At 71.0% G+C, this 25,756-nt stretch carries 21 protein-coding genes and 2 tRNA genes; 12 read left to right on the forward strand and 11 right to left on the reverse strand.

Annotated features, from left to right (window positions below; translation table 11 throughout):
* Nucleotides 1–30 precede the first annotated feature (30 nt).
* On the reverse strand, nt 31–408 hold the full coding sequence (locus AC6EH9_RS02945) for a hypothetical protein (RefSeq protein WP_498420363.1): 378 nt from the start codon (nt 406–408) through the stop codon (nt 31–33).
* A gap of 131 nt (nt 409–539) precedes the next feature.
* On the opposite strand from AC6EH9_RS02945, the gene AC6EH9_RS02950 reads away from it, so the two are divergent.
* Both AC6EH9_RS02950 and AC6EH9_RS02955 read left to right on the forward strand, forming a co-directional pair.
* Nucleotides 540–983, forward strand: a complete 444-nt coding sequence (locus AC6EH9_RS02950; RefSeq protein WP_498420365.1) for a hypothetical protein — start codon at nt 540–542, stop codon at nt 981–983.
* A 91-nt stretch (nt 984–1,074) separates the two neighbouring features.
* Nucleotides 1,075–1,164, forward strand: a tRNA-Ser gene (locus AC6EH9_RS02955).
* 1,268 nt (nt 1,165–2,432) lie between these two features.
* Here the strand turns inward: AC6EH9_RS02955 and AC6EH9_RS02960 are convergent.
* From AC6EH9_RS02960 to AC6EH9_RS02970, 3 genes are all read right to left on the reverse strand, one after another.
* On the reverse strand, nt 2,433–3,380 hold the full coding sequence (locus AC6EH9_RS02960; RefSeq protein ID WP_498420367.1) for a LuxR family transcriptional regulator: 948 nt from the start codon (nt 3,378–3,380) through the stop codon (nt 2,433–2,435).
* A gap of 181 nt (nt 3,381–3,561) precedes the next feature.
* A complete protein-coding gene (locus tag AC6EH9_RS02965) occupies nt 3,562–5,385 on the reverse strand; it encodes a phosphoenolpyruvate carboxykinase (GTP) (protein WP_498420369.1) in 1,824 nt (607 codons plus the stop codon).
* A gap of 258 nt (nt 5,386–5,643) precedes the next feature.
* The gene (locus tag AC6EH9_RS02970; protein ID WP_498420371.1) at nt 5,644–7,485 is read right to left on the reverse strand and encodes a phosphoenolpyruvate carboxykinase (GTP); all 1,842 of its coding nucleotides are present in this window, start codon (nt 7,483–7,485) and stop codon (nt 5,644–5,646) included.
* Nucleotides 7,486–7,645: 160 nt separating this feature from the next.
* Here AC6EH9_RS02970 and AC6EH9_RS02975 point away from each other — a divergent pair.
* Nucleotides 7,646–7,718, forward strand: a tRNA-Arg gene (locus AC6EH9_RS02975).
* 90 nt (nt 7,719–7,808) lie between these two features.
* On the opposite strand, the gene AC6EH9_RS02980 is transcribed toward AC6EH9_RS02975, so the two are convergent.
* From AC6EH9_RS02980 to AC6EH9_RS03005, 6 genes are all read right to left on the reverse strand, one after another.
* The gene (locus tag AC6EH9_RS02980) at nt 7,809–8,453 is read right to left on the reverse strand and encodes a response regulator (protein ID WP_498420372.1); all 645 of its coding nucleotides are present in this window, start codon (nt 8,451–8,453) and stop codon (nt 7,809–7,811) included.
* Nucleotides 8,450–9,625: a sensor histidine kinase gene (locus AC6EH9_RS02985; RefSeq protein ID WP_498420374.1), complete on the reverse strand. Its 1,176-nt coding sequence runs from the start codon at nt 9,623–9,625 to the stop codon at nt 8,450–8,452. Before AC6EH9_RS02985 ends, AC6EH9_RS02980 begins: the two co-directional genes overlap by 4 nt.
* Nucleotides 9,626–9,664: 39 nt before the next feature.
* Nucleotides 9,665–11,755, reverse strand: a complete 2,091-nt coding sequence (locus tag AC6EH9_RS02990; protein WP_498420376.1) for an MMPL family transporter — start codon at nt 11,753–11,755, stop codon at nt 9,665–9,667.
* Between the two features lie 104 nt (nt 11,756–11,859).
* A complete protein-coding gene (locus AC6EH9_RS02995; RefSeq protein WP_498420377.1) occupies nt 11,860–12,975 on the reverse strand; it encodes a DNA glycosylase AlkZ-like family protein in 1,116 nt (371 codons plus the stop codon).
* A gap of 36 nt (nt 12,976–13,011) precedes the next feature.
* Complete coding sequence (locus tag AC6EH9_RS03000; RefSeq protein WP_498420379.1) at nt 13,012–13,488, reverse strand: SRPBCC family protein; 477 nt, start codon at nt 13,486–13,488, stop codon at nt 13,012–13,014.
* Between the two features lie 69 nt (nt 13,489–13,557).
* Nucleotides 13,558–14,109: a hypothetical protein gene (locus AC6EH9_RS03005; protein ID WP_498420381.1), complete on the reverse strand. Its 552-nt coding sequence runs from the start codon at nt 14,107–14,109 to the stop codon at nt 13,558–13,560.
* Nucleotides 14,110–14,361: 252 nt separating this feature from the next.
* On the opposite strand from AC6EH9_RS03005, the gene AC6EH9_RS03010 reads away from it, so the two are divergent.
* Nucleotides 14,362–17,019 (forward strand): glycoside hydrolase family 3 C-terminal domain-containing protein, encoded by a 2,658-nt coding sequence (locus AC6EH9_RS03010; protein ID WP_498420382.1) that lies wholly within the window; start codon nt 14,362–14,364, stop codon nt 17,017–17,019.
* Between the two features lie 65 nt (nt 17,020–17,084).
* Nucleotides 17,085–18,539: a NosD domain-containing protein gene (locus AC6EH9_RS03015; RefSeq protein ID WP_498420383.1), complete on the forward strand. Its 1,455-nt coding sequence runs from the start codon at nt 17,085–17,087 to the stop codon at nt 18,537–18,539.
* 6 nt (nt 18,540–18,545) lie between these two features.
* On the opposite strand, the gene AC6EH9_RS03020 is transcribed toward AC6EH9_RS03015, so the two are convergent.
* The gene (locus AC6EH9_RS03020) at nt 18,546–19,679 is read right to left on the reverse strand and encodes an ROK family transcriptional regulator (protein WP_498420384.1); all 1,134 of its coding nucleotides are present in this window, start codon (nt 19,677–19,679) and stop codon (nt 18,546–18,548) included.
* A 133-nt stretch (nt 19,680–19,812) separates the two neighbouring features.
* On the opposite strand from AC6EH9_RS03020, the gene AC6EH9_RS03025 reads away from it, so the two are divergent.
* From AC6EH9_RS03025 to AC6EH9_RS03055, 7 genes are read left to right on the forward strand one after another with little or no spacing between them, the layout of a single operon-like run.
* Nucleotides 19,813–20,541, forward strand: coding sequence for an amino acid ABC transporter ATP-binding protein (locus AC6EH9_RS03025; protein ID WP_498420620.1), 729 nt, complete (start codon nt 19,813–19,815; stop codon nt 20,539–20,541).
* A 41-nt stretch (nt 20,542–20,582) separates the two neighbouring features.
* On the forward strand, nt 20,583–21,509 hold the full coding sequence (locus AC6EH9_RS03030) for a glutamate ABC transporter substrate-binding protein (RefSeq protein WP_498420385.1): 927 nt from the start codon (nt 20,583–20,585) through the stop codon (nt 21,507–21,509).
* A gap of 38 nt (nt 21,510–21,547) precedes the next feature.
* Nucleotides 21,548–22,192, forward strand: a complete 645-nt coding sequence (locus tag AC6EH9_RS03035) for an amino acid ABC transporter permease (RefSeq protein ID WP_498420388.1) — start codon at nt 21,548–21,550, stop codon at nt 22,190–22,192.
* On the forward strand, nt 22,189–23,076 hold the full coding sequence (locus tag AC6EH9_RS03040) for an amino acid ABC transporter permease (protein ID WP_498420391.1): 888 nt from the start codon (nt 22,189–22,191) through the stop codon (nt 23,074–23,076). The genes AC6EH9_RS03035 and AC6EH9_RS03040 overlap by 4 nt, the downstream gene beginning before the upstream one ends.
* Nucleotides 23,069–24,031, forward strand: coding sequence for an asparaginase (locus AC6EH9_RS03045; protein ID WP_498420394.1), 963 nt, complete (start codon nt 23,069–23,071; stop codon nt 24,029–24,031). The genes AC6EH9_RS03040 and AC6EH9_RS03045 overlap by 8 nt, the downstream gene beginning before the upstream one ends.
* On the forward strand, nt 24,028–24,786 hold the full coding sequence (locus AC6EH9_RS03050; protein ID WP_498420395.1) for a copper homeostasis protein CutC: 759 nt from the start codon (nt 24,028–24,030) through the stop codon (nt 24,784–24,786). The genes AC6EH9_RS03045 and AC6EH9_RS03050 overlap by 4 nt, the downstream gene beginning before the upstream one ends.
* Entirely contained in the window at nt 24,783–25,739 is a 957-nt protein-coding gene (locus tag AC6EH9_RS03055) for an ROK family protein (RefSeq protein ID WP_498420397.1), read from the forward strand. The genes AC6EH9_RS03050 and AC6EH9_RS03055 overlap by 4 nt, the downstream gene beginning before the upstream one ends.
* Nucleotides 25,740–25,756 lie beyond the last annotated feature (17 nt).

The following is a 25,756-nucleotide window of genomic DNA, read 5'->3' on the forward strand; positions in this document are numbered from 1 at the left end:
CGGCGGCGTCGTGACCGTGCGCGGAGCAGTCTAGGTGCCGTCCTCGGTGGCGAGCTCGCGCGGGCGCTGCAGGTGCTCGGAGATGTCGCCGAGCAGCCCCCGCAGCTCCTCACGCAGCGCGCTCACGTCGCTGTTCTCGAGGACCTGCGGCATCATCCGGCTCAGGCGCAGCAGCAGCTCGTTGCGCTCGCGCAGGACGCTGCCCCCGTGTGCCGTCACCCAGCTCTCGCCCTCGTAGGCGCTCTCGTCGACGAGCATGTCGCGGACCGCCCGGATGCGCTGGCGCACCGTCCAACGCCAGTTTCCCAGCGCCACGTCGGCGGTCTGCGAGGTGCGGCCGCTCGGACGTGGGGCCGCGTCCAGGGCCTGCAGGACCCCCTGCAGGGCCGCGCTCGGCGTCGTACTCATCTGCGCCCTCCCGGCGTCCGGTGGGCGCGAAGATGGCGCGCCTCGGGCACAGAGTGTGGCGTGCCGCACCCGGCGATCACAACTGCGCCCCCGATGAGCAGGATGCGGGCCGGTCTTGCTTCAATCGTGTCGTGTCCGACTACCGACTCTCCGCCTCGCTGACCGCTCGCCTGCTGGGCTCGACGCTGGTCGTCGCGGGGGTGGCCGTGCTCCTCGCCCTGCTGCTCGTCGCGGTCGGGCTGCCCGGCTGGCTGCTGCCGGTGGTGGGTGTGGTGTGCCTGGTGGCGCTGGGTGCGCTCGGCGTCGTCGTGCTCACCCGCGGGTACGCCGTACGGCTGGGGGAGGAGGGCTACCAGGTCCGCCACGTGCGCGGCGCGGGCGTGACCCAGGCGCGGTGGAAGGACGTCGAGGACGCCGTCACCGCCAACGTCGGCGGAAGCCCCTGCGTGGTGATCCGGCTGAAGGACGGCCGGACGACGACGATCCCGGTCACCGTCCTGGCGGTCCAGCGTGAGGCCTTCGTGCGTGACCTCCAGGACCACCTCCAGCGCGGACAGGGCCTGCGTCGGCTCTGAGCCGGCGTCGCTGCGAGCCCCGAGGACGCGCCGGTCCCACCCCTGATTCGGCAAGAGCGCACGGTGCCTTGTAGCCTGTGACGGCTGTCGAGGAGGCGTCGCCTAGTCCGGTCTATGGCGCCCGCCTGCTAAGCGGGTTGAGGGTTGTGCCCTCTCGCGGGTTCAAATCCCGCCGCCTCCGCAGTGGGCTCACGACGAGAGTCGTGAGTCGGACCGACGTGAGTCGGTGCAGGAGCCGCCCCAGGCCCGGGAGACCGGGAACCGGGGCGGCTCTCGTCATTTCGGTCCCTTTCGGGTGCTTGCGGGTGATTCGGTGGCTTTCGGGTGGAGGTTTCCCCGGTCGGCCGGGGGAACCGACGCTCCTGGCTGCGGGCGTTCCGGGTGGGGCGGTGGCCCGGCAGCTCTCGAGACGTCGAAACCGTGGAGGGTGCGCGGGGCGTGGGCTGGGTTGGGCTTGGCCGTGGGGCCGGTGCTGCGGGGAGCGGCGTACGGCGTACGGCGTACGGCGTACGGCGTACGGCGGGGGTGCGTCGTCAGTGGCTGGCAGGCGGGGTGCGCGGGGCCTGTCGGCGGTGGTGGTGGTGTGACTCACGCGTCCGCTGAGGTGAGCCGCGCTGTCAACTACTGAACTTGTCGGGCGAAGTTTCGGCCGACAAGTTCAGGGTTCCCCGGCTGACCGGGGAAGCCGACGCCCCTGCCCGCCCCCTGCCCGCCCCGGTTCGAGCCGTGCCGGACGGGACCGGGACCGGGACCGGTCGAGCTAAAACCCGAGGCAGCGACCCCCAACCAGACCCCGCCCGTCCCCACCTGGATGGCTGTCACCAGGCGACCGGCGGGTAACTGGAGGTTCCCGTGCACCTGGTGCGTGCGATCCACCAGTTACCTGCGGGTAGGCGGCGCGGAGGGTGCGGAGCGGGGCAGTTCCTGGACGTGTCGGGCGAAGTTTCGGCCGACAAGTTCAGGGTTCCCCGGCCGACCGGGGAAGCCGACGCCCCGCCGCAAAAGCAGGCCCCGGGTTTGCAATTTGATGCAATGCAAGTTTGTGAGGCAGCGTTTCCGTGTAACTGCCTTCGAGTCCCAGCAGAATGCTTCCCAGGGAGGGTCGCCGGTGACCCTCGCAAGAAGGTGAGGTCACTATGAAGAACGTGCGTCGTTTCGGTGTTGCACTGGCGGCTGCGGTCATCAGCCTTACTGTTCTCGGGACCACGGTGCCTGCGCAGGCAGCTCCTGGTGGCAAGACGGACTCCTCGAAGGTAGTCCAGCTGCGTGACACCAGCTGGGGCTGGTAGCCCCCCACATTCCCTGAGACGCGGACCAACCAACCCCCACATGTTCGGTCCCTGAGCCATCCCCCCCGGCCCGTCTCAAGGCACAAGGGCAGTGACGGTAACGTCACTGCCCTTGTGATATTTCTGAGCGCCCACCTGCTCGGGTGCTCGTCACTGGGGATCACTCAGGATCGGACAGGTGCTCCTGACCCGAGACGCCCTGGCTTCCCATCGCGTAGCCGAGCTGGAACCGGGTCTGCGCCTCGTACTCCTCCTTGAGGTCGGAGATGTAGCCGGCGTAGGTGCGAGGGCTGACACCGAGCCGCTTCGCGCTGGTCGGGTCGGCGTGACCCTCGATGAGCATCCGGATCGTCATCGCCCGCTGCTCCGCGGCGATGTCCTTCATCATCGAGGTCTCGCGGTTCGTGAACGGCCGGGCACGCTCCCAGTGCCTCTCGAACATGTCGACGAGGTAGGCCACCAGCGAGGGGTCGCGGATCGCCAGGGCCACGTAGAGCCCCTCGTGGCCGGGGATGACCGCGATCCTGCGGTCGACGACGATGAGTCGGTTGAAGAACTCGTCGAGCGTGCGTACCTCCGCCCCGCGTGCGGTCACGGCTGCGACGTACCGGTGCGTCTGCGAGTTTCGCCGGGCGGCGTGCTGGTAGAGGGTCCGCATCTCCACGCCGCGGTCGAGGGCGGCGATGTCGCGTTGCAGGGCCGTCTCCAGCGCTGCGGCGCGGCCGGCCTGCGGTTGTGCGGTCAGCAGCTCCGACTCCGCATCTCGGACGAGCGAGGTGAGGAAGGGGTTGATGGCCTCGGCCCGAAGCTCGGTGATGGAGCCGAGCGCAGGGTGCGGGGCCCGCCGCCAGGTCTGGGACAGCGACTTGAATGCCTCCGCCCACTGGGAGGACTCCTGGAGCAGCTCGGCGCCCTGGAGTCCCAACGGCGTCACGACACGCGCCTGTGCCGCCGACGGGTCGGCCGCCACGTAGCACCCCGTCGCGGCCTCATAGACCAGGAGGCCGAGCTCGCTCAGCAGAAGGAACGCCGCGTTGTCGGGACCCCCTGCGATGATGCGCGGATGCTGCTCGGGCAGCGGGCCCGTCGTCAGGACGTGCTCGTACAAGGCGCGCGCTTGAGTCTCGAAGAGCTCGCGTTCCTCTGGCCCGTACTGATCCACGCTGTCCCTCCCCTAGCCCCGTGCGCATTATCCATTCGATCGCGGTACGGCGCAGGGCCCCACCCGAAGTCATCGGATGGGGCCCTGGGACGGACTCGCTCCGCAGCGTGGGCCGCGGGGTCGAGGATCAGCCGTTGAGACGCTGCTTGAGGCCGTCCAGCTCACTCCACAGCACGGTCGGCAGGTCGTCGCCGAACTTCTCGAACCACTCCTGGATCTGCGGGATCTCGGCCTTCCACTCCTCCGGGTCGACCTTGAGGGCGGCCTCGAGGTCCTCGGCGGACATGTCCAGGCCGTCGACGTCGAGGGAGCCGGGAGCCGGGACGTGACCGATGGGGGTCTCGACCGCGGCCGCCTGGCCGTCGATGCGCTCGACGATCCACTTCAGCACGCGGCTGTTCTCACCGAACCCCGGCCACAGGAAGCCGCCGTCCTGGTCGCGACGGAACCAGTTGACGTAGAAGATCCGCGGCAGCTTGGCGGCGTCGTTGTCCTTGCCGACGTTGATCCAGTGGCTGAAGTAGTCACCGGCGTTGTACCCGATGAAGGGCAGCATCGCCATCGGGTCGCGGCGCACCACGCCGACCGCGCCCACCGCGGCGGCGGTGGTCTCCGAGGAGAGAGTGGCGCCCATGAAGGTGCCGTGGACCCAGTCGCGGGCCTCGGTCACCAGCGGGATGGTCGTCTTGCGGCGACCGCCGAAGAGGATCGCGTCGATCGGCACGCCGCGCGGGTCGTCGTACTCGGCCGCGAGGATGTCGCACTGCTTGATCGGCGTGCAGTAGCGCGAGTTCGGGTGGCTGGACAGCTCGGTGGACTCCGGGGTCCACGGCTCGCCCTTCCAGGAGGTCGCCTTGGCCGGCGGGTTCTCCAGGCCCTCCCACCAGACGTCGCCATTCTCGGTGAGCGCGACGTTGGTGAAGACCGAGTTGCCCTTGTCGATGGTCTTCATCGCGTTGGGGTTGGTGTCCTGGTTGGTGCCGGGGGCGACACCGAAGAAGCCGTACTCGGGGTTGACCGCCCACAGGCGACCGTCCTCGCCGATCCGCATCCAGGCGATGTCGTCGCCGAGCGTCTCGACCTTCCAGCCCGGGACGGTCGGCGCGAGCATCGCGAGGTTGGTCTTGCCGCACGCCGAGGGGAACGCCGCGGCGATGTACTTGCGCACGCCCTCGGGGGAGGTGAGCTTGAGGATGAGCATGTGCTCGGCCAGCCAGCCCTCGTCGCGCGCCATCACGCTGGCGATGCGCAGCGCGTAGCACTTCTTGCCCAGCAGCGCGTTGCCGCCGTAGCCCGAGCCGAACGACCAGATCATCCGCTCCTCGGGGAACTGGACGATGTACTTGGTCTCGTTGCACGGCCAGGCGACGTCCGCCTCGCCCTCGGCCAGCGGGTGACCCACCGAGTGCAGCGCCGGCACCCAGTGCACGTCCTGACCGGAGGCCTGGAGCTCCTCCATGCGGAGCAGCACCGAGCTGCCCATGCGCGCCATCACCCGCATCGAGACGGTGACGTAGGCGGAGTCGGTGATCTCGACACCGAACATCGGCTTCTCGGCGTCGAGGTGGCCCATCACGAACGGGATGACGTACATCGTCCGGCCCTTCATGCAGCCGGCGTACAGCCCGCGCATGAGGTCCTTCATCTTGTTCGGGTCCATCCAGTTGTTGGTGGGCCCGCAGTCCTTCTCGTCCACCGAGCAGATGTAGGTGCGGTCCTCGACGCGCGCCACGTCGGTGGGGTCGGAGGCCGCGTGGAAGGAGTTCGGCTTGATCGCCGGGTTCAGCTGCGTGAAGGTGCCCGAGGCGACGAGGGCCTCGGTGAGCTGGGTCCACTCCTCGTCGGAGCCGGTGCACCAGTGGATGTTGTCGGGCTGGGTGAGCTCAGCGATCTCGTTGACCCAGGCGAGGATGCCCTCGTGGGTGGTGGGCACCTGGAGTTCGGCGGTCATGTCTTCGTTTCCCTCTCGCGCATCGCGAGGCCGCCCAGTAGGGTGCCGACCTCGCCCATCGAGCGTATCGATGGAGGTGTCGTGGAGTGTCTGTGTGATCGCGCGGCGTCGTTGTCGCGGCTGGTTAGCCATGAGGTGCGACAGGCTTGCCGCCGCGTCCTCTGGTGGGGTGAGGGTAACGTCCGGCCTGCGGGGTCACATATTGGATCGATCCACTAAAGAAACGGCGCGGGCCGGCGGGTCGTGCGCGGGGTGGGTTCAGTCGGCCTCGGCCTCGAGCGCGGCGGCCACCCGCCGGTGCGCCTCCCAGATCGCCTCGGGAAGCCGCGGGAACTGCTCCAGGTGGGCTTCGCGGAACCCGATCTCCTGGCGCCAGCGCGGCACGTCGATCGACAGCACCCGGTCCAGGTCGTGCGGGTCGATCTCGAGGCCGGTGAGGTCGAGCTCCTCCTTGGTCGGCAGGATCCCCACAGGGGTCTGGCGGCCCTGCGCCTCGCCGTTCTTGAGCTGCAGCAGCCACAGCAGCGGACGCAGGTTCTCGCGGTAGCCCGGCCACAGGAAGTGCCCGTCCTCGGGGTCGCGCTGGAACCAGTTGACGTGGGCGAAGATCGGCTGGTCCGTCGCGGCCCCCACGATGCGCAGGTAGTGGGCGGCGTAGTCGCCCTCGGCGTAGGCCATGAACGGGCGGTTGGACATCGGGTCGTAGCGCAGCTTGCCCTCCACGCCCTCCGCGGCGAAGGTCGCCTCCGCGCCCAGGGTCAGGCCGTCGTAGACGCCTTCGGCGAGGTCGTGGATCGCCCGGATCAACGGCTCGCGGTCGCGCGTGCGCCCACCGAAGATGATCGCGTCGATGGGCACCCCCGGCGCCGCGTTGTAGTCGGGCGCGATGTTGGGCACGTGGTCCAGCTGGGTGGTGAATCGGCTGTTGGGGTGCGCCCACGGGCTGGTGTCGCCCGGCTCGCGCTCGGCGATCGGGGCGCCCAACCAGTCCAGCCAGCCGGTGGGGTCGGCGGGCGGCTGCGGGGTGCGGCCCTCCCACCAGACCTCCTGGGTCGTGGGGTTGTAGGCGACGTTGGTGAAGATGACCTGGGTGTCGTCGCCCACCGAGGCCAGCGCGGTGGGGTTCGTGCGCTCGTTGGTGTCCTTGGCGACGCCGAAGACCCCGTACTCGGGGTTCATGCCGTAGAGCTTGCCGCTCGCCTCGTCCACCCACAGCCACGCGATGTCGTCGCCGTAGAACCACACGTCGTAGCGGTCGCCCAGGGTGTCCGGCGGAAGCATCATCGCCAGGTTGGTCTTGCCCGACGCGCTCGGGAAGCCGCCGCAGACGTGGTAGGTCCGCCCGGTCTGCTTGTCGCGGATCCCGATCAGCATGTACTGCTCGGCGAGGAACAGCTTCGAGGTCCAGCCGTCGTACGCCGCCTGGCGCAGCGCGTGGGCGATCTTGCCCAGCAGCGCGTTGCCGCCGTAGGAGGAGCCGAAGTGCAGGATCGTGCGTCGGTCGGCGACGGTGACGAACCAGCGCTGGTCGTGCTCGGTGCCCTGGCCGAGGTGCTCCAGGTCGCCGGTGACATGGACCGCGCGGACGAACTGGCCGGGGTCGGCGAGGTCCTCGACGAACTCCACGCCGACCCGCGACATCCGAATCATGTGCAGCACGACGGTGCGGGCGTCGGTGAGCTCCACGCCCGTCGCGTACGGCGCGAGCGTGTTGCCGGGCGGCGCCATCAGGTAGGGGATGACGTACATCGTCTTGCCGGCCGAGGCGCCGCGCATCCGCTCCTCGAGCAGGGGCGTCATCTCCTCGGCGGGGTGCCAGTTGTTGTAGACGCCGCGATCCTCGGGGTTGCTCGTCGCGACCACGGTGCGCTCCTCGGAGCGGGCGGTGTCCTTGTGGTAGCTGCGCGAGTAGTAGCGCCCGGGCCCCGCCGGATGCAGCTCGCCGGCCTCGAGGGCCTCCTGGATCAGGCGTGCGTCGTCCGCGGCGCTGACCACCTCCACCCGGGCGGCACCGGTGAGGTCCGCCCAGTAGTGGACGTAGTCGCGAACCTCGGGATTCCTCAGCCCAGCCGCGTCCAGTGCTGCGTCAACGTCTGCCATCGTCAGCCAGCTCCTTCGATTCAGAACCGTGTCCGTGGCTGATGCTGCCCCAAAAGTCGGTCGCTGTCAGGGGATGGGCGGTCCGGAGGGGGGACTGATTTCGGGTTCTGCGACCGGGTCCGCTATTCTCATCCAGTCTTCGCGCCACGGTGCGGGACGGGCGCCTGTAGCTCAACGGATAGAGCATCTGACTACGGATCAGAAGGTTTGGGGTTCGAATCCCTACAGGCGCACAACACAAGAAGGCCCCTGACCTGGCGGTATGCCGGGGCGGGGGCTTTTCTGTTTCTGGCGTGGGCCGCGCGAACCGCTGGGCGAAGCGCCTAGGGGAGCCCTGCTTCGTACGCGGCGATCACGAGATGGACCCGGTCACGAGCGCCCATCTTCGCGAGGATGCGGCCCACGTGAGTCTTGGCGGTCAGCGGGCTGACGACCAGCTCGTCCGCGATCTCCTGGTTGCTTCGGCCCGCGGCGACCAGCCGAAGCACCTCGCGTTCGCGCGCCGTGAGGCTGGCCAGCCGCTCGGGCGCCGGCGCGTCCGGGCGACTCAGCGCACGGGTGATGACCGCCCTGGTCGCGCCGGGCGACAGCAGCGCCTCGCCCGCCGCGACGGTGCGGATGGCGTCCAGCAGCGCGTCCGGACGGGTGTCCTTGGGCAGGAATCCACACGCCCCCGCGCGAAGGCCGCGCAGTACGTTTGTGTCTGTCTCGAACGTGGTCAGGATCAGCACCTTGGGGCCGCTCGATCCATCGGCAGCGAAGATCTGTTGAGTCGCCTCGATGCCGTCGGTGCTCGGCATCCGGATGTCCATCAAGACGACGTCGGGGCGCAGGTCCAGGGTCAGCGTCACCGCCTCGTCGCCGGTGCCGGCCTCCCCGACAACCTCCATGTCCGCAGCGGACTCGACCAGCAGCGCGAACGCGCCGCGCACCAGAGTCTGGTCGTCGGCGAGCAGGACCCGGATCACGACGGCACCCGCCAGATCTCCGGTAGCGGCAGGCTGGCCCGTACCTCGAATCCTCCGGACTCGCCAGGCCCGGCGGACAGCTCGCCGCCGACGGCCTGCGCCCGGCCTGTCATTCCGACGATCCCGAAGCCGGCCGATGTCACGGTCGAGTCCGGTCGCGCAGGCCCGTGATCGACGACCGCGATCCGCAGCCGGTGGCCGTCCTGGTCGAGCCGGACGATCGCGTGCTTGGCCATCGAGTGTCGAATGACATTGGTCAACGATTCCTGGATGATCCGATAGGCCACGACGGACACCGTCGACGGTAACTCGTCCGGCAGCCCGGCAGCCTCCACGTCGACCCGGACATCAGCCGCCTCGGCCATGTCCACCAGACGTTGCAGCTCGCCGAGTTGGGGCACTGGCTCGGTTGGCTCGGCCTCGCCACCGTGCAGGATGTCCAGAATGGCACGCAGCTCATGGAGCGTGGCTCGGCTCGTGTCCGACAGGTTGTGCAGTGTGCTGGACAGCTCCCGCAGCGGTGCATCGGCCCGACTCGGCAGCTGGTCGATCAGATGCGCAGCGACTGACGCCTGGACGTTCGCGACCGCGAGGCCGTGTGCCAGGACGTCGTGCAGTTCGGCGGCGATCAGTACCCGCTCTTCGGCGACCCGCCGCTCGACCTCGCCGGCACGCTCCTGTTCGAGCCGCGCGGTGACGGAGGCCTTCCAGGCTTGGTGGAAGCGGACCGCGAGCCCGGCGAAGAAGGCCATGAGCAGCCAGCCGACGCCGAGGAGAGCATCGCCAGGTGCCCCTGACGCCTCGTCGGCGACGACAGGCACGGTCACCGCACCCACCGCCACCAGGGCGGCGAGGGCCCGCCGCTGTGGCTCGCTGTAGCGCGCCGCCGTGAACGCCGCCACCAGCGAGGCCGGCATCGTGGCCTCATGGGGATAGTCGAGGAGGTGGTACGGCGTCGACACGGCGAGGACCGCGAGTACGACGAGGATCGGCCACCGCCGGCGGACCAGCAACGGCGCCGACATCGCGCCCAGGAGCGCGATCGCCCCCAGATCCACGCTTCGCTCGCCGTCGAAATCGACCGCCTCGAGCGTGATCGCGACAACGACGCCGAGCACGAACGCCGCCGCCGCCAGCAGCCAATCGACTACTGGCGGACGGAGCGGCCTCATGCTTCACACAGTGTCATCGACAGGGTCATCGACACAGTCCTATCCCGTGCGCCAGAGCTTGCTGGGCCACCAGATCCGCGAACCCAGCGACATCGTCAGTGCGGGAACCACGATGGACCGCACCAGCAAGGTGTCGATGAGCACGCCGACGGCGACCAGGATCCCAATCTCGACGAGCATGACGAGCGGCAGCGAGGCGAGCACCGCGAACGTCGCCGCCAGCACGATGCCGGCCGAGGTGATCACGCCACCTGTCACTGCGAGGCCACGCTTCGTGCCATCGACCGTGCCGTGCCGGACGGCTTCCTCACGCACCCGGGTCATCAAGAAGATGTTGTAGTCGACACCGAGCGCGACCAGGAAGAGGAACCCGATCAGGGGCACCGACGACTCCAACCCGGCGAATCCGAGCACATGGTCAAACAACAGGTTGCACAGTCCGAGGGCTCCGAAGTACGACACCACGACGGTGGCGACCAGCACCAGCGGAGCCACGATCGCCCGCAGCAGTAGCCCGAGGATGGCGAGCACCACCAGCAGGATCAGCGGCATCACCAGATTGCGGTCGGTCGTGTTGGTCTCGGCCTCGTCGAGCTTCTCGGCACTCGGACCGCCGACCAGCGCGGCCTCACCGGCGACCTTGCCCACGTTCTCCCGCAGTTGCTTGATCGTTGCCGTCTCACCCGCGCTTTCTGGAGAGTCGACCGGGAGCACGGAGATCTCCACCCAGTCGTCGCTGGCCCGGCCGATCTCGGCTTGGGCGACCCCCGGCGTACTCTCGACGGCGGCCAGCACCTCGCGGCTCTGGTCCGGCCGGCTCATCACGGTGAGCGGCTGACCGCTCTCGTCGGGGTAGCGCGCCTCGATCAGCTTCGCCCCGGTCACCGAGTCCGGTGTCGACCGGGCGAACTGGTCCAGTTGCGGAAGCGAGCCGCTGGCACCCACCGTGCCCAGCGCGAGACCGCCGAGGATCACCAGCGGCACCGCCCAGCTGACGACGCGGTGGCGCGCGACCAGCTCGCCGAGTTGAGCCCACCCAGAACGGGGCTTGTGTGCCTCACCCCCGAGTTGCGGAACGAACGGCCAGAAGACCCGGCGCCCGAGCACCACCAACAGGGCCGGGAAAAGCGTCAGCATGACCAGCAATGCGGCCCCGATGCCCGCCGCACCCACCGGGCCGAGACTGCTGATGCTGTTGAGATCCGCGGCCAACAGGCACAGCAGGCCGGCGACCACCGTCGCCGCCGAAGCGAGGATGGCCGGGCCAGCCCCACGCAGCGCCGGCAGCATCGCGTCGATCGGCCGTTCGTGGCGGTGCAACTCCTCGCGGTAGCGAGACACGAGAAGCAAGGCATAGTCGGTGCCCGCGCCGAAGACCAGCACGATCAGCAGCGCTGAGCTCATGCTCGTGATGGTGAATCCGAAGATCTGGGTCAGCGCGTAAACGGCGCCCATCGACGTGAGCGCCGCGACCCCGACCGAGGCGAGCGGGACCAGCCACAGCAGCGGACTGCGGTACGTCAGGATCAGCAGGAGCGCCACCACCACCGCAGTAGCGAGCATCAACCTCGCGTCGACGGCATCGAAGACCTCGTCCATGTCGGCCCCCAGCGCGGTCGGACCGGTGACATAGGCGTTCAGGCCACTCGGCCGGTCGTCGAGCAGGGCACGCGCATCCGCGATGGCGCCGGCCTCCTCGGCGACCGCCTCACGGTCGAGCGGAAGCGCGTACAACAGGGCCGTGCCGTCGTCGGAGTCGACGATGTCGGGCAGTGCGTCGGTGTCGTTGCCGAATCGCTGCGCCAGCTCGGCCTGGCCGCGTTCGACCGCCTCCCGATCGCCCGGTTGGAGGCCGCCCGGCCGTTCGTACACGACCATGAGCAGGCCGCTCTCGCCGCCGGGCAGGCCGGCCTCGGCCTGGAGCACCTTGGTCGACTGGGCGCTGGCCGGCAAGTAGTCGGCCTGCCCATCGCGGGTCACCGAGTCGAGCTTGCCGGCGAGTGAGTAGCCGCCCACCACCAGCGCGACCCACACGGCCACCATGAGCCAGGGCAGCAGGGTCTTGGTCCGTGATCTCTTCGGTCTCTTGTGGGCGCCGGTGTGGTCGGGCGCCGCTAGTTCAGTGGTCATGGCGATCACGCTGCCAAGCAGGCGGGGCTGACGCGTCTGGCCACGGCAGACACTTCGCCGTACTCCGCACGGAGTACGGCGGGCGGCCGGCGCAGGCGGCGGGGCTAGGTGGTCGGTCTCAGGTGGAGGTCGCTCCCGAGGATGCCGGCCAGCCGGGCGGCCTCCTGCGCCAAGGCCTTCCCGGGGGCTCTCCGCTCGCCGAGCCAGGTCACCGTGAGCTCCTCACCCTTGCGCGCCCATGTCCCGCAGACGACACCGCCGACGATCACCAGGTTGGCCTTGCGGGTGACCGGGCCCCGGTGCGACGGGGCAGTGACGTGGACGTCCTTGGTGCCGGGGCCCATCACCCATTGGTCGTGCCCGGGGAGCAGCCGGACCGCGTCCGAGGGCAGCGCGCCGGCAAGGGAGTCGACGTCCTCGCGTACGACGTAGGCGGTGGTGCCCGCCACGTCCACCGCGACGAGCCGGTCGCCGAGCTGGGCCAGCCAGCCGTCCAGCCGCTTGCGGCCGGCGCTCAGGCCGTCGCCGAGCCAGTAGTGGAGGTGCGCGGACGTCGCCGGCCCGTAGGTGCGCAGGTACGTCGTGATCGCCTGCGGGCCCGCGTCGTCGAGGTCCGGGAGGCCGCGCCATCGCGGGTTGGCGTCGAGGCGCTGGAAGGTGGGCCGGCCCTCGCGTGGTGGTCCGAGGCTGATGTCTCCCTGCCAGGTCAGCGGCTTGATCAGGGTGCCCGCGCCTTCGTCGAAGACCGGTGCCAAGTGCCGGTAGGCGCGGTGCTCGCTCAGCGCCTCACCGAGCTCGGCGACGGTCAACGGGCCGCCGCTCAGCGCCTCGCGCACGGCCGCCCGGAAGTCCGGCCAGGCCGCCGCGGTGAGCCCGTAGTACTCCACCCAGCTGGGCAGCTCCCATTGTCGCGAGGCGCAGCGGAGCGCGAGGTAGATGCCGCCGTCCTCGGGGGAGAGGTAGTGCATCGACCCGCGGAACGCGAAGGCCTTGATCACCGTCCCCTCCGCCAGCGCCTGCGCGAGCTCGCCGGGACCCGAACGTTGCCGGCGCGTCCGCACCGCGAGCTCGGCGAGCGACTCGTCCATCGACGGCACGGCGCCGAGCCGGGCCACCACGTCGGCCACCGAACCGGACCCGACGGGGTCGAGCAGGTGCCGCTCCAGTCGCCAGGCCAGTGCCTGGTCCCACGTCACCGAGACCTCGGTCGCCGTGCTCATGACGGCAGCATCGCACCGTAGGCGCGGGTCCGCGACCTACGCCGCAGCGATGACCGCCGGGTCCTCGCAGGCCCGGGCGAACGCAGCGATCCGGGCCCGGATCTCGCGGTCCAGCAGCCACCGGCCGATCGGGTCGGCGAGCGGGCCCAGCCAGGCCGGGCGAGCGGACCAGGTGTACTTCCACACCGCCAGGGTCCCGGCCACCCCGTCCCGCTCCTGGGGGGTGAAGCGCCAGCCGCCGCCGAAGGTCGCGAAGAACCACGGCCCCTTCTCCATCGTCATACCGACCGAGGTGGGTGGGCGGTAGGAGACGTAGCGGCTGATCATCGTCGGCCCGACGCGGGCCTTGGTCAGCGTGCGGACACCCTTGCCGGGCCGGTCGGCGGAGTCCATCAGGTGTTGGTGGCGGATGAACGGGTCCCAGCCCAGCCTCACCTCGCCGGTCGTCTGTGACACCGCGAACGCCGTGTCCGGCTGAACCGCGACCCACGCCTGCGCTGTCACCTGGGGCATCGCCGCAGCATGCCACGGATCGCTCAGGTCCGGCGTGGCCGAGCGACCCTCCGAGCTCCGGGCCTCTGCTCAGGACACGTGGAGCAGCTCGTTGGTGAACCAGCCTCCGCGGCGCCCGCCCCGATCCCGGCTGCTGACCACGATCCCGACCTCCAGGTCGAGGGCGAGGTCGACGCCGTCGGGCAGCTCGCCGGGCTGCGCGGTCCATTCCTCGCCGTGCTCGAGTCGCTCGGAGACCTCGGAGAAGACCAGCGGGCAGCAGGCGCAGACCGGGTCGTAGCCGGGCACGGCGTGGGCGACGAACGCCAGCGCCGGCCGGCCGAAGAGTTCCTCGCGGCGTACCTCGGTGATCGTGACTGCCTCGGTCAGCTCGAAGGGGTCGAGCATCGCCGACCACTCGTAGTTGGTGGCGTAGGGCTCCAGCGGCCTCACCGCCCACGACGACGGCGGCGCACCGCGCTCCCGGATCCGCTGGCCGTCCGAGAGTCGTACGCCGTCGAGCTCGCCGTGCCGCAGCGTGGCCTGCACGTGGTCGAACCAGGCCGAGCGGTGCACGAGCTCCAGCTCGGTCCACCGCTCGGGCGCCGATCGCGCCAGCCGGCGCACGTCGTGGGGGGTCACCCGAGCCAGGCTAGCGACCGGGGCATGCGCCCAGCGTCTTCGGTGAACGCCTCCTGAGCCCGGTTTGGTCGAGTTTCGTGCTGTTGTCCTGTGCTGCCGCGCGACGTCCGTCGAGAGCCCGTGGGTGCGACGTGGGCACCCTTGAAGTCCCTGGGACAGAGGCGCATCGTGAGTGATCCACGTCACGTCTCGACGGATCGGTTCGTACCCATGAAAAGACCAATCGTCAGTGCGCTTACGTCTCTCGCCCTGTTGGCTGCGACCTTCGGGGCCACCGTCGGCATCCAGCAGCCGGCGGGCGCCCAGGAAGAGCTGCCCTGGATGGACACCAGCCTCCCGGCGCCACAGCGGACCGAGCTCCTGCTGGACGCGATGACGCTCGACCAGAAGCTGGAGCAGATCTTCAACCGCCCCGTCTGGAACGAGGACCTCGACGACGGGGACCCCGACAACGGCGTCGGCTGCGACTTCACCCTCATCGGACGCCACATCGAGGGGATCCCGGCGCTGGCCATCCCCGACTTCCGGATGGCCAACGGAGGCACCGGGATCCGGGGCGGCGACTGCCTCCCCGAGCCCACCGCGACGGCGCTGCCGGCGCAGATCTCGTCCGCCGCCACGTTCGACCGCACCACGAACCTCGACTGGGGCCGGGTGCTCGACGTGGAGCTGCGGGCCTGGGCGCACCAGGTGCTGTGGGGGCCGGTGCTGAACCTGATCCGCACGCCGTACGGCGGACGCAACAACGAGTTCTTCAGTGAGGACCCGTACCTGACCGGCGCCCTGGGCTCGCAGATCATCCGCGGCATCCAGGAGCGCAGCGTGAGCCAGTCGACGGCCAAGCACTTCGTCGCCAACGACTCCGAGTTCCAGTTCGAGCGGTGGACCGCGGCCATCCGGGTCCCCGCACGGGCGATGCACGAGCTCTACCTGCTGCCCTTCGAGATGGCCGTCAAGGACGGCGACGTCTCCTCGGTGATGTGCGCCTACGGCTACGTGAACTTCAGCTACAACTGCGAGAGCCGGCCGCTGCTGCGCCAGACCCTGCGCCGGGACTGGGGCTTCGACGGCTACGTCTTCTCCGACCGTCGCGCCCAGCAGAGCACGGTGCCCTCGATCCTCGCCGGCACCGACGTCGAGGTCGACGAGGAGCCGGAGTGGTACCAGCCGGACCTGGTGAAGGCCGCGATCCGCGACGGCGAGGTCACCGAGGCCGACATCGACGACATGCTGCGTGAGCGCTACATCAAGATGTTCCAGTTCGGCGACTTCGACGACCCGCACACCGAGTTCACCTGGGACGAGCTCGAGGACGAGATGGTCCCGGGCGGCACCCACGCCCAGGTCGCCAAGGACGCGGCCTCGGAGAGCCTCGTGCTGCTGCGCAACGCGCGCCGCCAGCTGCCGATCAACGCGGGCGCCGTCGACTCGATCGCCCTGATCGGCGCGGAGTGGTTCGCCGGCGAGGCGACCCTGCCGCCGCGCAGCGGTGACCGGAGCAACAACGTCTCGGTCAACGCGCCGTACTCCGTCAGCCCGGAGGAGGGCCTGGAGAACGTCCTCGAGCAGCTCGGGTCCGACGCCACGGTCACCTACAACGACGGCACCGACATCGACAGCGCCGTCGAGCTGGCCGAGGGCTCCGACGTGACCATCCTGATGGCCGGCGACGTCGCCCGCGAGACGTGGGACAAGAACAGCAACTGGCAGGACGAGAACCCCGGCGGCAACCCCGCGGGCGCCGCGAACGAGGTCCCCGACCTCGACCTGCCGACCGTGGAGGGCACCAACCAGCAGGAGTTGATCCCGCAGGTGCTGGACGCCGTCCCGAACACGATCATGGTGCTGAAGACCCAGGGTCAGGTGAACATGCCGTGGATCGACAAGGTGAACACCCTGGTCGAGGCGTGGTACCCGGGCCAGGAGGACGGCAACGTCGTGGCCGAGGCGCTGTTCGGAGTCAACAACTTCTCCGGCAAGCTGCCGGTGACCTTCGGCAAGACCGACCGGGAGGCCGCCTACCAGACCCAGGAGCAGTACCCGGGCTACAAGGAGGACACCGGGGTGCCCGGTGGCATCGGCCGCGACCCCATCCCCGGCGAGCCGCAGCGGGTCGTCCGGTACACCGAGGGCCTGAAGATGGGCTACCGCTGGTACCAGGCGACCGGCACCGAGCCGCTCTTCCCGTTCGGCTACGGCCTGTCCTACACGACCTTCGACTACAGCGGCCTGCAGGTGACCAAGATCCGCCGGGGCCAGCGGCAGGCCGGTCTGCGGGTCAGCTACACCGTCACCAACACCGGCAACGTCGCCGGCAAGGAGGCCTCGCAGGTCTACCTGAGGCTGCCCCGAGCGGCCCGGGAGAACTTCAACCGCCTGGTGGGCTTCGAGAAGGTCAGCCTGGCTCCCGGTGAGAGCAAGCGCGTCACGGTGGTGCTCGACGCCAACGCCGCCAACCACCCGTTCTCCTACTTCGTCCCCGAGGACCCCGACGACCTCAGGGCCTGGGCGGACGGCGAGTGGACCACGGCGCCCGGCGACTACACCGTCAACGTGGGCGGGTCCTCTGCCGACATCGCGCTGCGGCAGACGGTGCCGTTGAGCATCGGTGCGGGCAAGACCGCCTCGCAGATCCTGAAGCCGACCGTGCGCCCGAAGCGGATCACTCCGTCGCGCCGGGCCCGCGTCACCTTCCGGGTGCTCTCGGGCGGGGAGCCCGCCGCGGGCTCGGTCGTGATCCGCGAGGGCAACAGGGTGCGCGGTCGCGACACCCTGAACGCGCGCGGCGTCGCGACCGTCCGGCTGCCCCGGCTGCGGGCCGGCACCCACCGGCTCCGGCTGATCTACACCGGCTCGGAGGACGCGCAGCGTGCCACCCGGACGCTGGTGATCCGGGTGCGGAGGAGGTAGCAGGGGCGCCGGCGGCCGAGTCGTCCACGGACGTGTCGGCCCCTCGGCGGTGCGGGATCGTCATCGTGCTGTTCGCGCTCTCCCTGAGCGCCTGCACCGGAGACGATCCCGCACCGCCGCGTGCCACGCCCGAGCCGAGCGTCGACGCGCGCGGTGCGTCGGCGGCCGGACTGGTGGCTCCCGACGGCTCGCGCGTCGAGGTCCGGGTGCCGCCCCCGCCGACCGGGGCCTCCCGCGACGTCACCGACGCGGGAGCGGACCCGGAGCCCGGCACCGGGGACGACGCCCCGGCCATCCGCGAGGCGCTGGCCGCGGCGCAGGAGGGCGACGAGGTCGTCCTGCCGGCGGGGGTCTACGACCTGCGCTCGGCCCATCCCGACGACGACGAGGCGAACCTGCTGCTCCCCGACGGGGTGCGGCTGCGCGGGGCCGGGAGCGGCGAGACCCTGCTGCGCACGTCGTTCGACGGGGAGGACGACAGCGCGGTGGTGCGCGCAGTGGGCGTCGAGGATGCTGCCGTCGTGGGGCTCACCATCACCTCCGAGCACGACGGAGACCTCGGCAGCGACCCGGACGAGGAGGGGCCCGGGGGCGGGCCGATGTACGGCGTGCAGATCGGCGAGGACGACGGCGAGGGCAGCCGGCGGGTGCTCGTCAAGGACGTCGCGGTGGAGCTGTTCCAGCGTCACGGGATCACGGTGAAGGCCAGCCGTGAGGTGACCGTGACACGCTGTCAGGTCGCCGACGCTACCAGCGTCGGCCCGGGCGGGTCGGGCTACGGGATCGTGGTCGAGGGCAAGGCGGACCAGCGCGATCCCGACGCCGACGACGACTCGCGCTACAACGTGGTGCTCGACAACCGCCTGGACGGCACGCACCTGCGCCACGGGATCCTGCTGCAGTTCCCCACCCACAACAACCTGATCGCCGACAACGTCATCGACTCCACCGTCCTGGACGCCATCGACCTGCACGGCGAGGGGGAGTACCTCAACGAGATCCGCGGCAACGCGGTCACCGGGGTGGGCGCCGCCGCCGTCGCGCTGGGCAACTCCGGCGGCGAGGAGAACCGGCACGACGCGAGCGGCAAGGGGAACTGGGTCCACGACAACCGGCTGGTCGCCAACGAGCAGGGCGTGCTCGTCATCCTCGGCACCCGCGACACCCTCATCGAGGCCAACGAGATCGTCGGGGGCGACGGCTCCACGGCCGGCGTCGAGCTGCGCAACGCGCCCGGGACGGTCGTGCGCGACAACACCGTCACCGGCACCGAAAGCGGCATCGGCGCCGGCGAGGGCTTCTGGGCCATCCTGGTGGCCGAGGACGCCGGTGCGGACGGGCGAGGCGCGGGCGCCGCCACCGACGTGCTCATCGCCGACAACCGGCTCGCCGGCGCGGCCAACGGCATCGCGGTCGAGGCCGGCCGGGGCATCGAGCTCACCGGCAACGAGGTCGACGTCGAGGGCACGCCGGTGCAGGTCGCGCAGGGAGCCGAGGTCGAGGGCGACGCCTCGCCGTGACCTGGCTCAGCGGATCCGCGCCGCCAGCGGGCCGCTGGCGAACGCCTCGTCCGCTGCCACGTGCACGGCCCCGGCCAGCGTCGCCTCGCTGCCGTTGTCGACGCGACTGATGGTGAGCGAGGCGGTGGTGGCCGGCAGGCACGAGGCGTAGACCATGGAGCGCAGCGCGGCCATGAACGTCGGCAGCGAGCTCACCGGTCCGGCCAGCACCAGCTCGGTCGGGTTGAAGAAGCTGATCACCGGGCTCAGCACACCGCCGATCCGCTCGCCGGCCTCGCGGACGAGCCCGGTGGCCAGCGGGTGGCCGTCGTCGACCATCCGGATCAGGTCCTCCACCGTGGTGGCGTCCGCTCCGGCCGCGGCCAGCGCCTCCAGCAGCGCGGAGCCGCTGGCGACGACGTCGAGGCAGGCGGTGTGCCCGCACGAGCAGGGCACCTCCGGGGCGCCCGGCACGGCGGTGTGGCTGATGTCGCCCGCCATCCCGGTGGCGCCGCGGAAGAGTCGCCCGTCCACCAGCACCCCGCAGCCGATGCCGGTGTCGACGCTCACCACCATCTTGGGGCCCGGTCCGGAGTCGCGCAGGTGGTCGCCGACCGCGACCAGGTTGGCGTCGTTCTCCAGCAGCGTCACCACGCCGAAGAGCTGCTTGCCCAGCGCGGCCACGTCGACGCCGTGCCAGCCGGGCATCCGGGCGGGGGCGACCACCTGGTCGCGGGTCGGCCCGACCGGTCCGGGAACGGCGACGCACGCCGCCATCAGGTCGGAGGCGCCGTCGAGGTCGCGCAGGGCCTCGGCCACCGCGCCGAGCACCGCGGTCGCGCCCCGGTCCAGGGAGATCGCGATCTCGGCGGTCGACAGCGGCTCGCCGGTGAGGTCGGCCACCCGGATCCGCGCGGCGTCGTGGCGCAGGTCGATGCCGGCGATGGTGCCCAGCCCGGGCCGCAGGGCCAGCAGCCGGGGGCGCCGGCCGGCGCGCGCCTCGGTGTGGGCGTGCTCCACCAGCAGCCCGCGGCGTACCAGGGCGTCCACCCGGGTCGAGGCGGTGGAGGCCGAGATCGACAGGACTCGGGCGACGTCGGCGCGAGACGTCGCCGTACCCAGGCGGACCAACTCGAGCACCTGCGCATGCGGGTCAGCCATGGGTTACTCCAAAGTTGTAGATTCATAGTCTGTATTCCTAGAAACAATCTTGCGTTAAGTTCGGCTTCACGCAACCCCCAGCACATCCCAGAACGTCAGGAGGCCGCAGGTGTCCGAGCAGAGCACGGTCCCGATGCTCGAGCTGTCGCACGTCGACAAGCACTTCGGCGAGCTGCACGTGCTGCGCGACGTCAGCCTGCAGGTGGCGCGCCAGGAGGTCGTGGTCGTCGTCGGCCCGTCCGGGTCGGGGAAGTCCACCCTGTGCCGCACCCTGAACGGGCTGGAGAGCATCGACTCGGGAAGCATCGCCATCGACGGCGTGCCGCTGCCCGTCGAGGGTCGCCCCCTGGCCCGGGTGCGTGCCGACGTCGGCATGGTCTTCCAGTCGTTCAACCTCTTCTCGCACCTCTCGGTGCTGGACAACGTGATGCTCGCCCCGACCCTGGTCCGCGGCCTGCGCAAGGCCGAGGCACGCCAGCGCGCGATGACCCTGCTCGAGCGGGTGGGTCTCGCGGAGAAGGCGGACCGTCGCCCGGCGCAGCTCTCCGGCGGCCAGCAGCAGCGCGTCGCGATCGCGCGGGCGCTGGCGATGCAGCCCAAGGCGATGCTCTTCGACGAGCCCACCTCGGCGCTGGACCCGGAGATGATCAACGAGGTGCTCGAGGTGATGACCGACCTCGCCCGCGACGGGATGACGATGGTCGTGGTCACCCACGAGATGGGCTTCGCCCGCCGGGCCGCCGACCGGATCGTCTTCATGGACGAGGGCCGGCTCGTAGAGGAAGCCACGCCCGAGACCTTCTTCACCAACGCCCGCACCGCCCGTGCGCGCGCGTTCCTCGACTCGGTCATGTCCCACTGAACCTGAAGCTCCGCACCGTGGAGCAACGCGAAAGGAACACCATGTCTGACATCCGACGCTGGAGGCGCCTGGGCACGGCCCTCGGTGCCGTGTCCGCGCTCTCCCTGGTACTCGCAGGCTGCGGCTCGGACAGCGAGGGCGACTCGGCCGGCAAACCCACCGGCATCTTCGCCGACGCGCCCGTCGCCGATGACAAGGTCATCGGCGAGGACACCACGATGGCCGAGATCAAGGAGCGCGGCGAGCTCGTCGTGGCTGCCGCGCTCGACGCGCCGCTGCTCTCCCAGCAGGACCCCACCAACCCCGACGACGTCGAGGGCTTCGACATCACGCTCGCCAAGCTGCTGGCCACCTACATCATCGGCGAGCCCAACGTGAAGATCGTGCCGCCCGCCTCGGAGACCCGCGAGGCGCTGCTGCAGAACGGCACCGTCGACGTCGTCTTCAACACCTACACCATCACCGAGGAGCGCGCCGAGCAGATCTCCTTCGCCGGCCCGTACTTCATGTCCGGTCTCGCGATCTCGGTGCAGGCCGACGAGGACGGCATCGAGAGCATCGAGGACCTCGACGGACGCAAGGTCATCGTCGGGGCCAACACCCCCGCCGTCGAGGCGGTGCCCGAGCACGCGCCCGACGCCGAGCTGGTCACCTTCGGCACCGACCCGCAGGCCGTCCAGGCGCTGATGCAGGGTCGCGGTGACGCCTACGTGCAGGACTTCCTGCTGCTGGCCACCAACGCCGCGTCCAACCCGGACCTGAAGGTCGTCGGCGACCCGTTCACCGAGGAGCCCTACGGCGTCGGCCTCCCGCCCGACGACGCCGACTTCAAGGCGTTCGTCAACGACTGGCTGCTCGAGATCCAGGAGGGCGGCCAGTGGGCCCAGGCCTTCGAGGACTCGATCGGCGAGGCCATCGGCAGCGACGCCCCGACCCCGCCGGCCATCGGCTCGGTCCCGGGTTCCTGATCCACCCCGTCGGCAGAGGGACGAGCTGAGGAAGCAGGATGGACGCACTCACGCAGAACGGCGACCTGGTCGTCGAGGCACTCGGCACCACGCTGATGATCGCCGGGCTCTCCTCGGTGGGCGCCCTGGTGATCGGGGTGCTGGTGACCGTGGCCAGGATCAGCCCCGTGCGGGTGCTGCGCGCGACCGCATTCTGCTACGTGCAGTACTTCCTCAACGTCCCTCTGCTGGCGCTGCTGCTGCTGGCCGTCTTCGCGCTGCCCGACGCCGGGCTGATGATGCCGCTGACGACCACCGTGATCGTGGTGCTGGCCCTCTACGAGGGGGCCTACGTCGCGGAGGCGGTGCGCAGCGGCGTCAACACCGTCGCACCCGGTGAGGTCGAGGCGGCGCGCGCCCTGGGCATGCGCTTCGACCAGGTGATGCGCAAGATCGTGGTCCCGCAGTCGCTGCGGGCGGTCGTCCAGCCCCTCGGCGGCGTGATGATCGCGCTGCTGATGAACACCGCCCTGGCCGCCACCGTCGGCGTCGTCGAGCTGACCAGCGCGGCCAACCGGATCAACAACGTGGTCGCCCAGCCGATCACCATCTACGTCGCGGTGGGCGCCGTCTACATGGCGATGGCCCTGTGTCTCGGGCTGCTGGCCGGTCGTGTCGAGAAGAAGGTGGCGGTCCAGCGATGAGTGCTCGAACCCACCAACTGGCCTACCTCTACGACAACCCCGGCCCGGCCGCCCGGCGGCGCAACCGGATCGCCTCGGTGCTCAGCCTGCTGGTGATCGCCGGTGTCGTCGGTGTCGGGCTCTTCAAGCTCCAGGAGTCCGGGCAGCTCGCCGCCGATCGATGGACGCCGCTGTTCTCCCCCGAGATCGCGGAGTACCTGCTGATCGGCCTGCGCGGCACCCTCCAGGCGGCCGCCGTGGTCGGGTTGCTGAGCCTGCCGTGCGGCGTACTGCTGGCCGTGGCCCGCACCAGCCGCAGTGCCGCGATCCGAGTGCCGGCGGTGGTCTTCGTCGAGCTGTTCCGCACCGTCCCGGTGCTGCTGCTGATCTACGTGATGCTCTTCGCGCTCCCGGCCTACGGCATCAACCCCCCGGTGCTGTGGAAGCTCGTCATCCCGCTGGCACTGGCCAACTCCGCCGCCATCGCCGAGATCGTCCGCGCCGGCATCCTCAGCCTCCCGCGCGGCCAGAGCGAGGCCGGGCTCAGCCTCGGCCTGCGCCGCGCGCAGGTGGTGCGCAAGGTCGTGCTGCCCCAGGCGCTGCGCCACGTCACGCCCTCCCTGGTCAGCCAGCTCGTCAGCCTGCTCAAGGACACCTCCCTGGGCTACGTGGTGGCGTTCACCGAGCTGCTCTACCGCGCCCAGGTGCTGACCTCCTACAACCGACTCCTCATCCAGACCTACGTCGTGGTGACCCTCATGTACCTGATCGTCAACGGCAGCCTGTCGTTCGTCGCCGCGCGGCTGCGTGCCCGCGCCGACGCACCCGTGCCGCCACCCGCCCTGGCCACCACCGGCCCGGTCGCCGCTACCGCCCTCGCCTCGGAAGGGGTCCGTCATGACTGAGCTTGCCGTCGTACGCCGCGGAGGCTTCGTGGAGAGCCGCCACGCCGGCCACCTGGTGGCCCTCGACCGCGACGGCGCCGTCGCCGTGGAGATCGGGTCGGCCGACGAGGTGATCCTGCCTCGCTCCACGGTGAAGCCGCTGCAGGCGCTGGCCTGCGTGCGCGCCGGCGCCCCGCTGGTCGACGAGGAGGTGGCGATCGCGGCCGGCAGCCACACCGGTGAGGACCGGCACGTGGAGGTGGTGCGCCGCCTGCTCGAGCGGGCCGGGGTCGACGAGGACGCCCTGGGCTGCCCGGTCGACCTGCCGGAGGACGAGCCCACCCGCCGGGCCCTGCTGGCCGCCGGCGCCGGGCCCGACCGGCTGCGGATGAACTGCTCGGGCAAGCACGCCGCGATGCTGCTCGCGTGCGCCACCCAGGGGTGGGATGTCGCGGGCTACCTCGACCCCGCCCACCCGCTGCAGCTGCTGGTGCGCGACGTCGTCGAGGAGCTGACCGGCGAGCCGGTGCGCCACGTGACCGTCGACGGCTGCGGTGCGCCGCTCTTCGGTGTCACCGTGCGCGGGCTCGCCACCTCGTTCCGCCGGCTCGTGCTCGCCGAGGACGGGTCCGCGCCCGCCACTGTCGCCGCGGCGATGCGGGCCCACCCCTTCTTCGTGGGCGGCCACCCGCACCAGAACTCCGACGCCATGACGCTGGTGCCCGGACTGCTGGCCAAGGGCGGCGCCGAGGGCGTGATCGCGATGGCTGCCCCGACCGGCGAGGCGGTGGCGATGAAGGTCACCGACGGCAACCCCCGCGCCACGACCCTGGTGGGACTGGCGGCCCTGCGCTCGCTCGGCGTGGACGTCTCGGCCGCCGCGCCGCTGATGGACCTGCCGCTGCTCGGCGGCGGCGTCCGGGTCGGCGAGATCGACCTGGGGGCCGACATGCTGGCCCTGGACGGCGCGCGATGACCGCGGTGGAGATCTGCGTCGACGACGTCGGGGGCGCTGCGGCGGCCTGCCGCGCCGGCGCCGACCGGGTCGAGCTGTGCGCCTCGTTGTCGGAGGGGGGCACCACCCCCACCATCGGCTTCTGCCTGCAGGCCGCCACCGTCGCCGGTGCCGCGGGAATCCAGGTGCTGATCCGGCCTCGCGGTGGCGACTTCGTGTACACCCGGGCCGAGCTGGACGTGATGCTCGTGGACATCGCCGCGATCCGCGCCGCCCTGGACGACGACGCGCGTCTGGGCTTCACAGTGGGTGCGCTCACCCCTGACGGCGGCCTCGACGAGTCGGCGCTGGCCGAGCTGATCGCGGCCTGCGACTCGTGCCCGGTGACCTTCCACAAGGCCTTCGACACCGCCCTCCTCGCCGGCGGTGACGCCGCGACGCTGCTGGACCGACTGGCGAGACTCGGCGTGTCCGCGGTGCTCACCTCCGGCGGCGACGGCGCCGCGATGGACCACCTCGACTCCCTCACCGAGCTGGTCGGCGCGGCCGGAGACCGGATCCGCGTCGTGGTGGCCGGCGGCGTCCGCCCCGGCAACGTCACCGCACTGCTCGAGGCCACCGGCTGCCGGGAGGTCCACCTGCGGGCCCCGGGCGTCGTGGAGTCGGCGAGCGCCGTCTCCTCGCGGCAGTACGACGCGGGCTCGCGCACCGTGACCAGCGAGCAGGTCGTCGCCGACGTGCTGGCGGCCGTACGCGCCTTCGAGGACGGGCGGTGAGCGCCCCGTCGGTCCTCGCCATCGACGTCGGCGGCACCACGGTGAAGGCCGCGCTGGTCGATGAGGGCGGCCACATCCGGGCGAGGCACTCGGTGACGACCGGGCGTGGACTGGCCGCGCAGGACGCCGTCCGCGACGTCGCCGCGCAGCTGGCCGCCCGGGCCGGTGGCCTGGACCTGCTGATCGTGGGCGCGGGGGTGGTCTCTCCCGGGGTGATCGACCCGGTGCTGGGCATCGTCCACTACGCCTCGAACCTCGGCTGGACCGACGTGGCACTGCGCTCGGTGGTCGAGTCCGTCGTCGACGTACCGGTGGCGGTGGGTCACGACGCGCGCGCCGCCGGCGAGGCCGAGTGGTCGCTGGGCGCCGCGCGCGGGTGCCGCAACTTCGTGCACGTCTCGGTGGGCACCGGCATTGCGGCCAGCCTGGTCGTCGCGGGGACGCCGGTCAGCGGGAGCGCCGGCGGCGCCGGGGAGCTGGGCCACACCCCGGTGCGTCCCGGCGGCGAGCAGTGCCCCTGCGGTCAGCGCGGCTGCCTGGAGGTCTACGCCTCCGGCGGCGGCGTGGCGCGGCGCTACCTGGCGCTGTCCGGGCGCGCGGCGAGCGCCAGCGAGGTGGTGGAGCGTCTCGACACCGACCCGGTGGCGCGTCAGGTCTGGGACGAGGCGGTCTCGGCCTGGGTGACCAGCCTGGCCACCTGCACGCTGGTGCTGGAGCCCGAGCTCATCGTGATGGGCGGGGGCATGGCCCAGGCCGGCGAGGCGCTGCTCGGCCCGGTCCGCGCCGGCCTCGCCGAGGCGCTGACCTGGCGCCGGCCGCCGCAGGTGCGCGCCTCGGTGATCGGCACCGACGCCGCCACCCTCGGCGCCGCGCTGATGGCCGCGGAGATGGCCGGGGACCGGATGCCGGGCCGCCTCGGTCGAGAGGCCCTCGCGGGGACGCCTCCGCTGTGACCTCGCCGCAGCCAGAC

The organism is Nocardioides sp. Z21_20, from assembly GCF_059766585.1.

Bases quoted from the DNA above. Each gene is read 5' to 3' on its own strand.
- AC6EH9_RS02945 (WP_498420363.1), bottom strand. From the start codon at position 408: ATGAGTACGACGCCGAGCGCGGCCCTGCAGGGGGTCCTGCAGGCCCTG.
- AC6EH9_RS02965 (WP_498420369.1), bottom strand. From the start codon at position 5,385: ATGACCGCCGAACTCCAGGTGCCCACCACCCACGAGGGCATCCTCGCC.
- AC6EH9_RS02970 (WP_498420371.1), bottom strand. From the start codon at position 7,485: ATGGCAGACGTTGACGCAGCACTGGACGCGGCTGGGCTGAGGAATCCC.
- AC6EH9_RS02985 (WP_498420374.1), bottom strand. From the start codon at position 9,625: ATGAGGCCGCTCCGTCCGCCAGTAGTCGATTGGCTGCTGGCGGCGGCG.
- AC6EH9_RS02990 (WP_498420376.1), bottom strand. From the start codon at position 11,755: ATGACCACTGAACTAGCGGCGCCCGACCACACCGGCGCCCACAAGAGA.
- AC6EH9_RS02995 (WP_498420377.1), bottom strand. From the start codon at position 12,975: ATGAGCACGGCGACCGAGGTCTCGGTGACGTGGGACCAGGCACTGGCC.
- AC6EH9_RS03000 (WP_498420379.1), bottom strand. From the start codon at position 13,488: ATGCCCCAGGTGACAGCGCAGGCGTGGGTCGCGGTTCAGCCGGACACG.
- AC6EH9_RS03020 (WP_498420384.1), bottom strand. From the start codon at position 19,679: ATGGCTGACCCGCATGCGCAGGTGCTCGAGTTGGTCCGCCTGGGTACG.
- AC6EH9_RS03025 (WP_498420620.1), top strand. From the start codon at position 19,813: ATGCTCGAGCTGTCGCACGTCGACAAGCACTTCGGCGAGCTGCACGTG.
- AC6EH9_RS03030 (WP_498420385.1), top strand. From the start codon at position 20,583: ATGTCTGACATCCGACGCTGGAGGCGCCTGGGCACGGCCCTCGGTGCC.
- AC6EH9_RS03035 (WP_498420388.1), top strand. From the start codon at position 21,548: ATGGACGCACTCACGCAGAACGGCGACCTGGTCGTCGAGGCACTCGGC.
- AC6EH9_RS03040 (WP_498420391.1), top strand. From the start codon at position 22,189: ATGAGTGCTCGAACCCACCAACTGGCCTACCTCTACGACAACCCCGGC.
- AC6EH9_RS03045 (WP_498420394.1), top strand. From the start codon at position 23,069: ATGACTGAGCTTGCCGTCGTACGCCGCGGAGGCTTCGTGGAGAGCCGC.
- AC6EH9_RS03050 (WP_498420395.1), top strand. From the start codon at position 24,028: ATGACCGCGGTGGAGATCTGCGTCGACGACGTCGGGGGCGCTGCGGCG.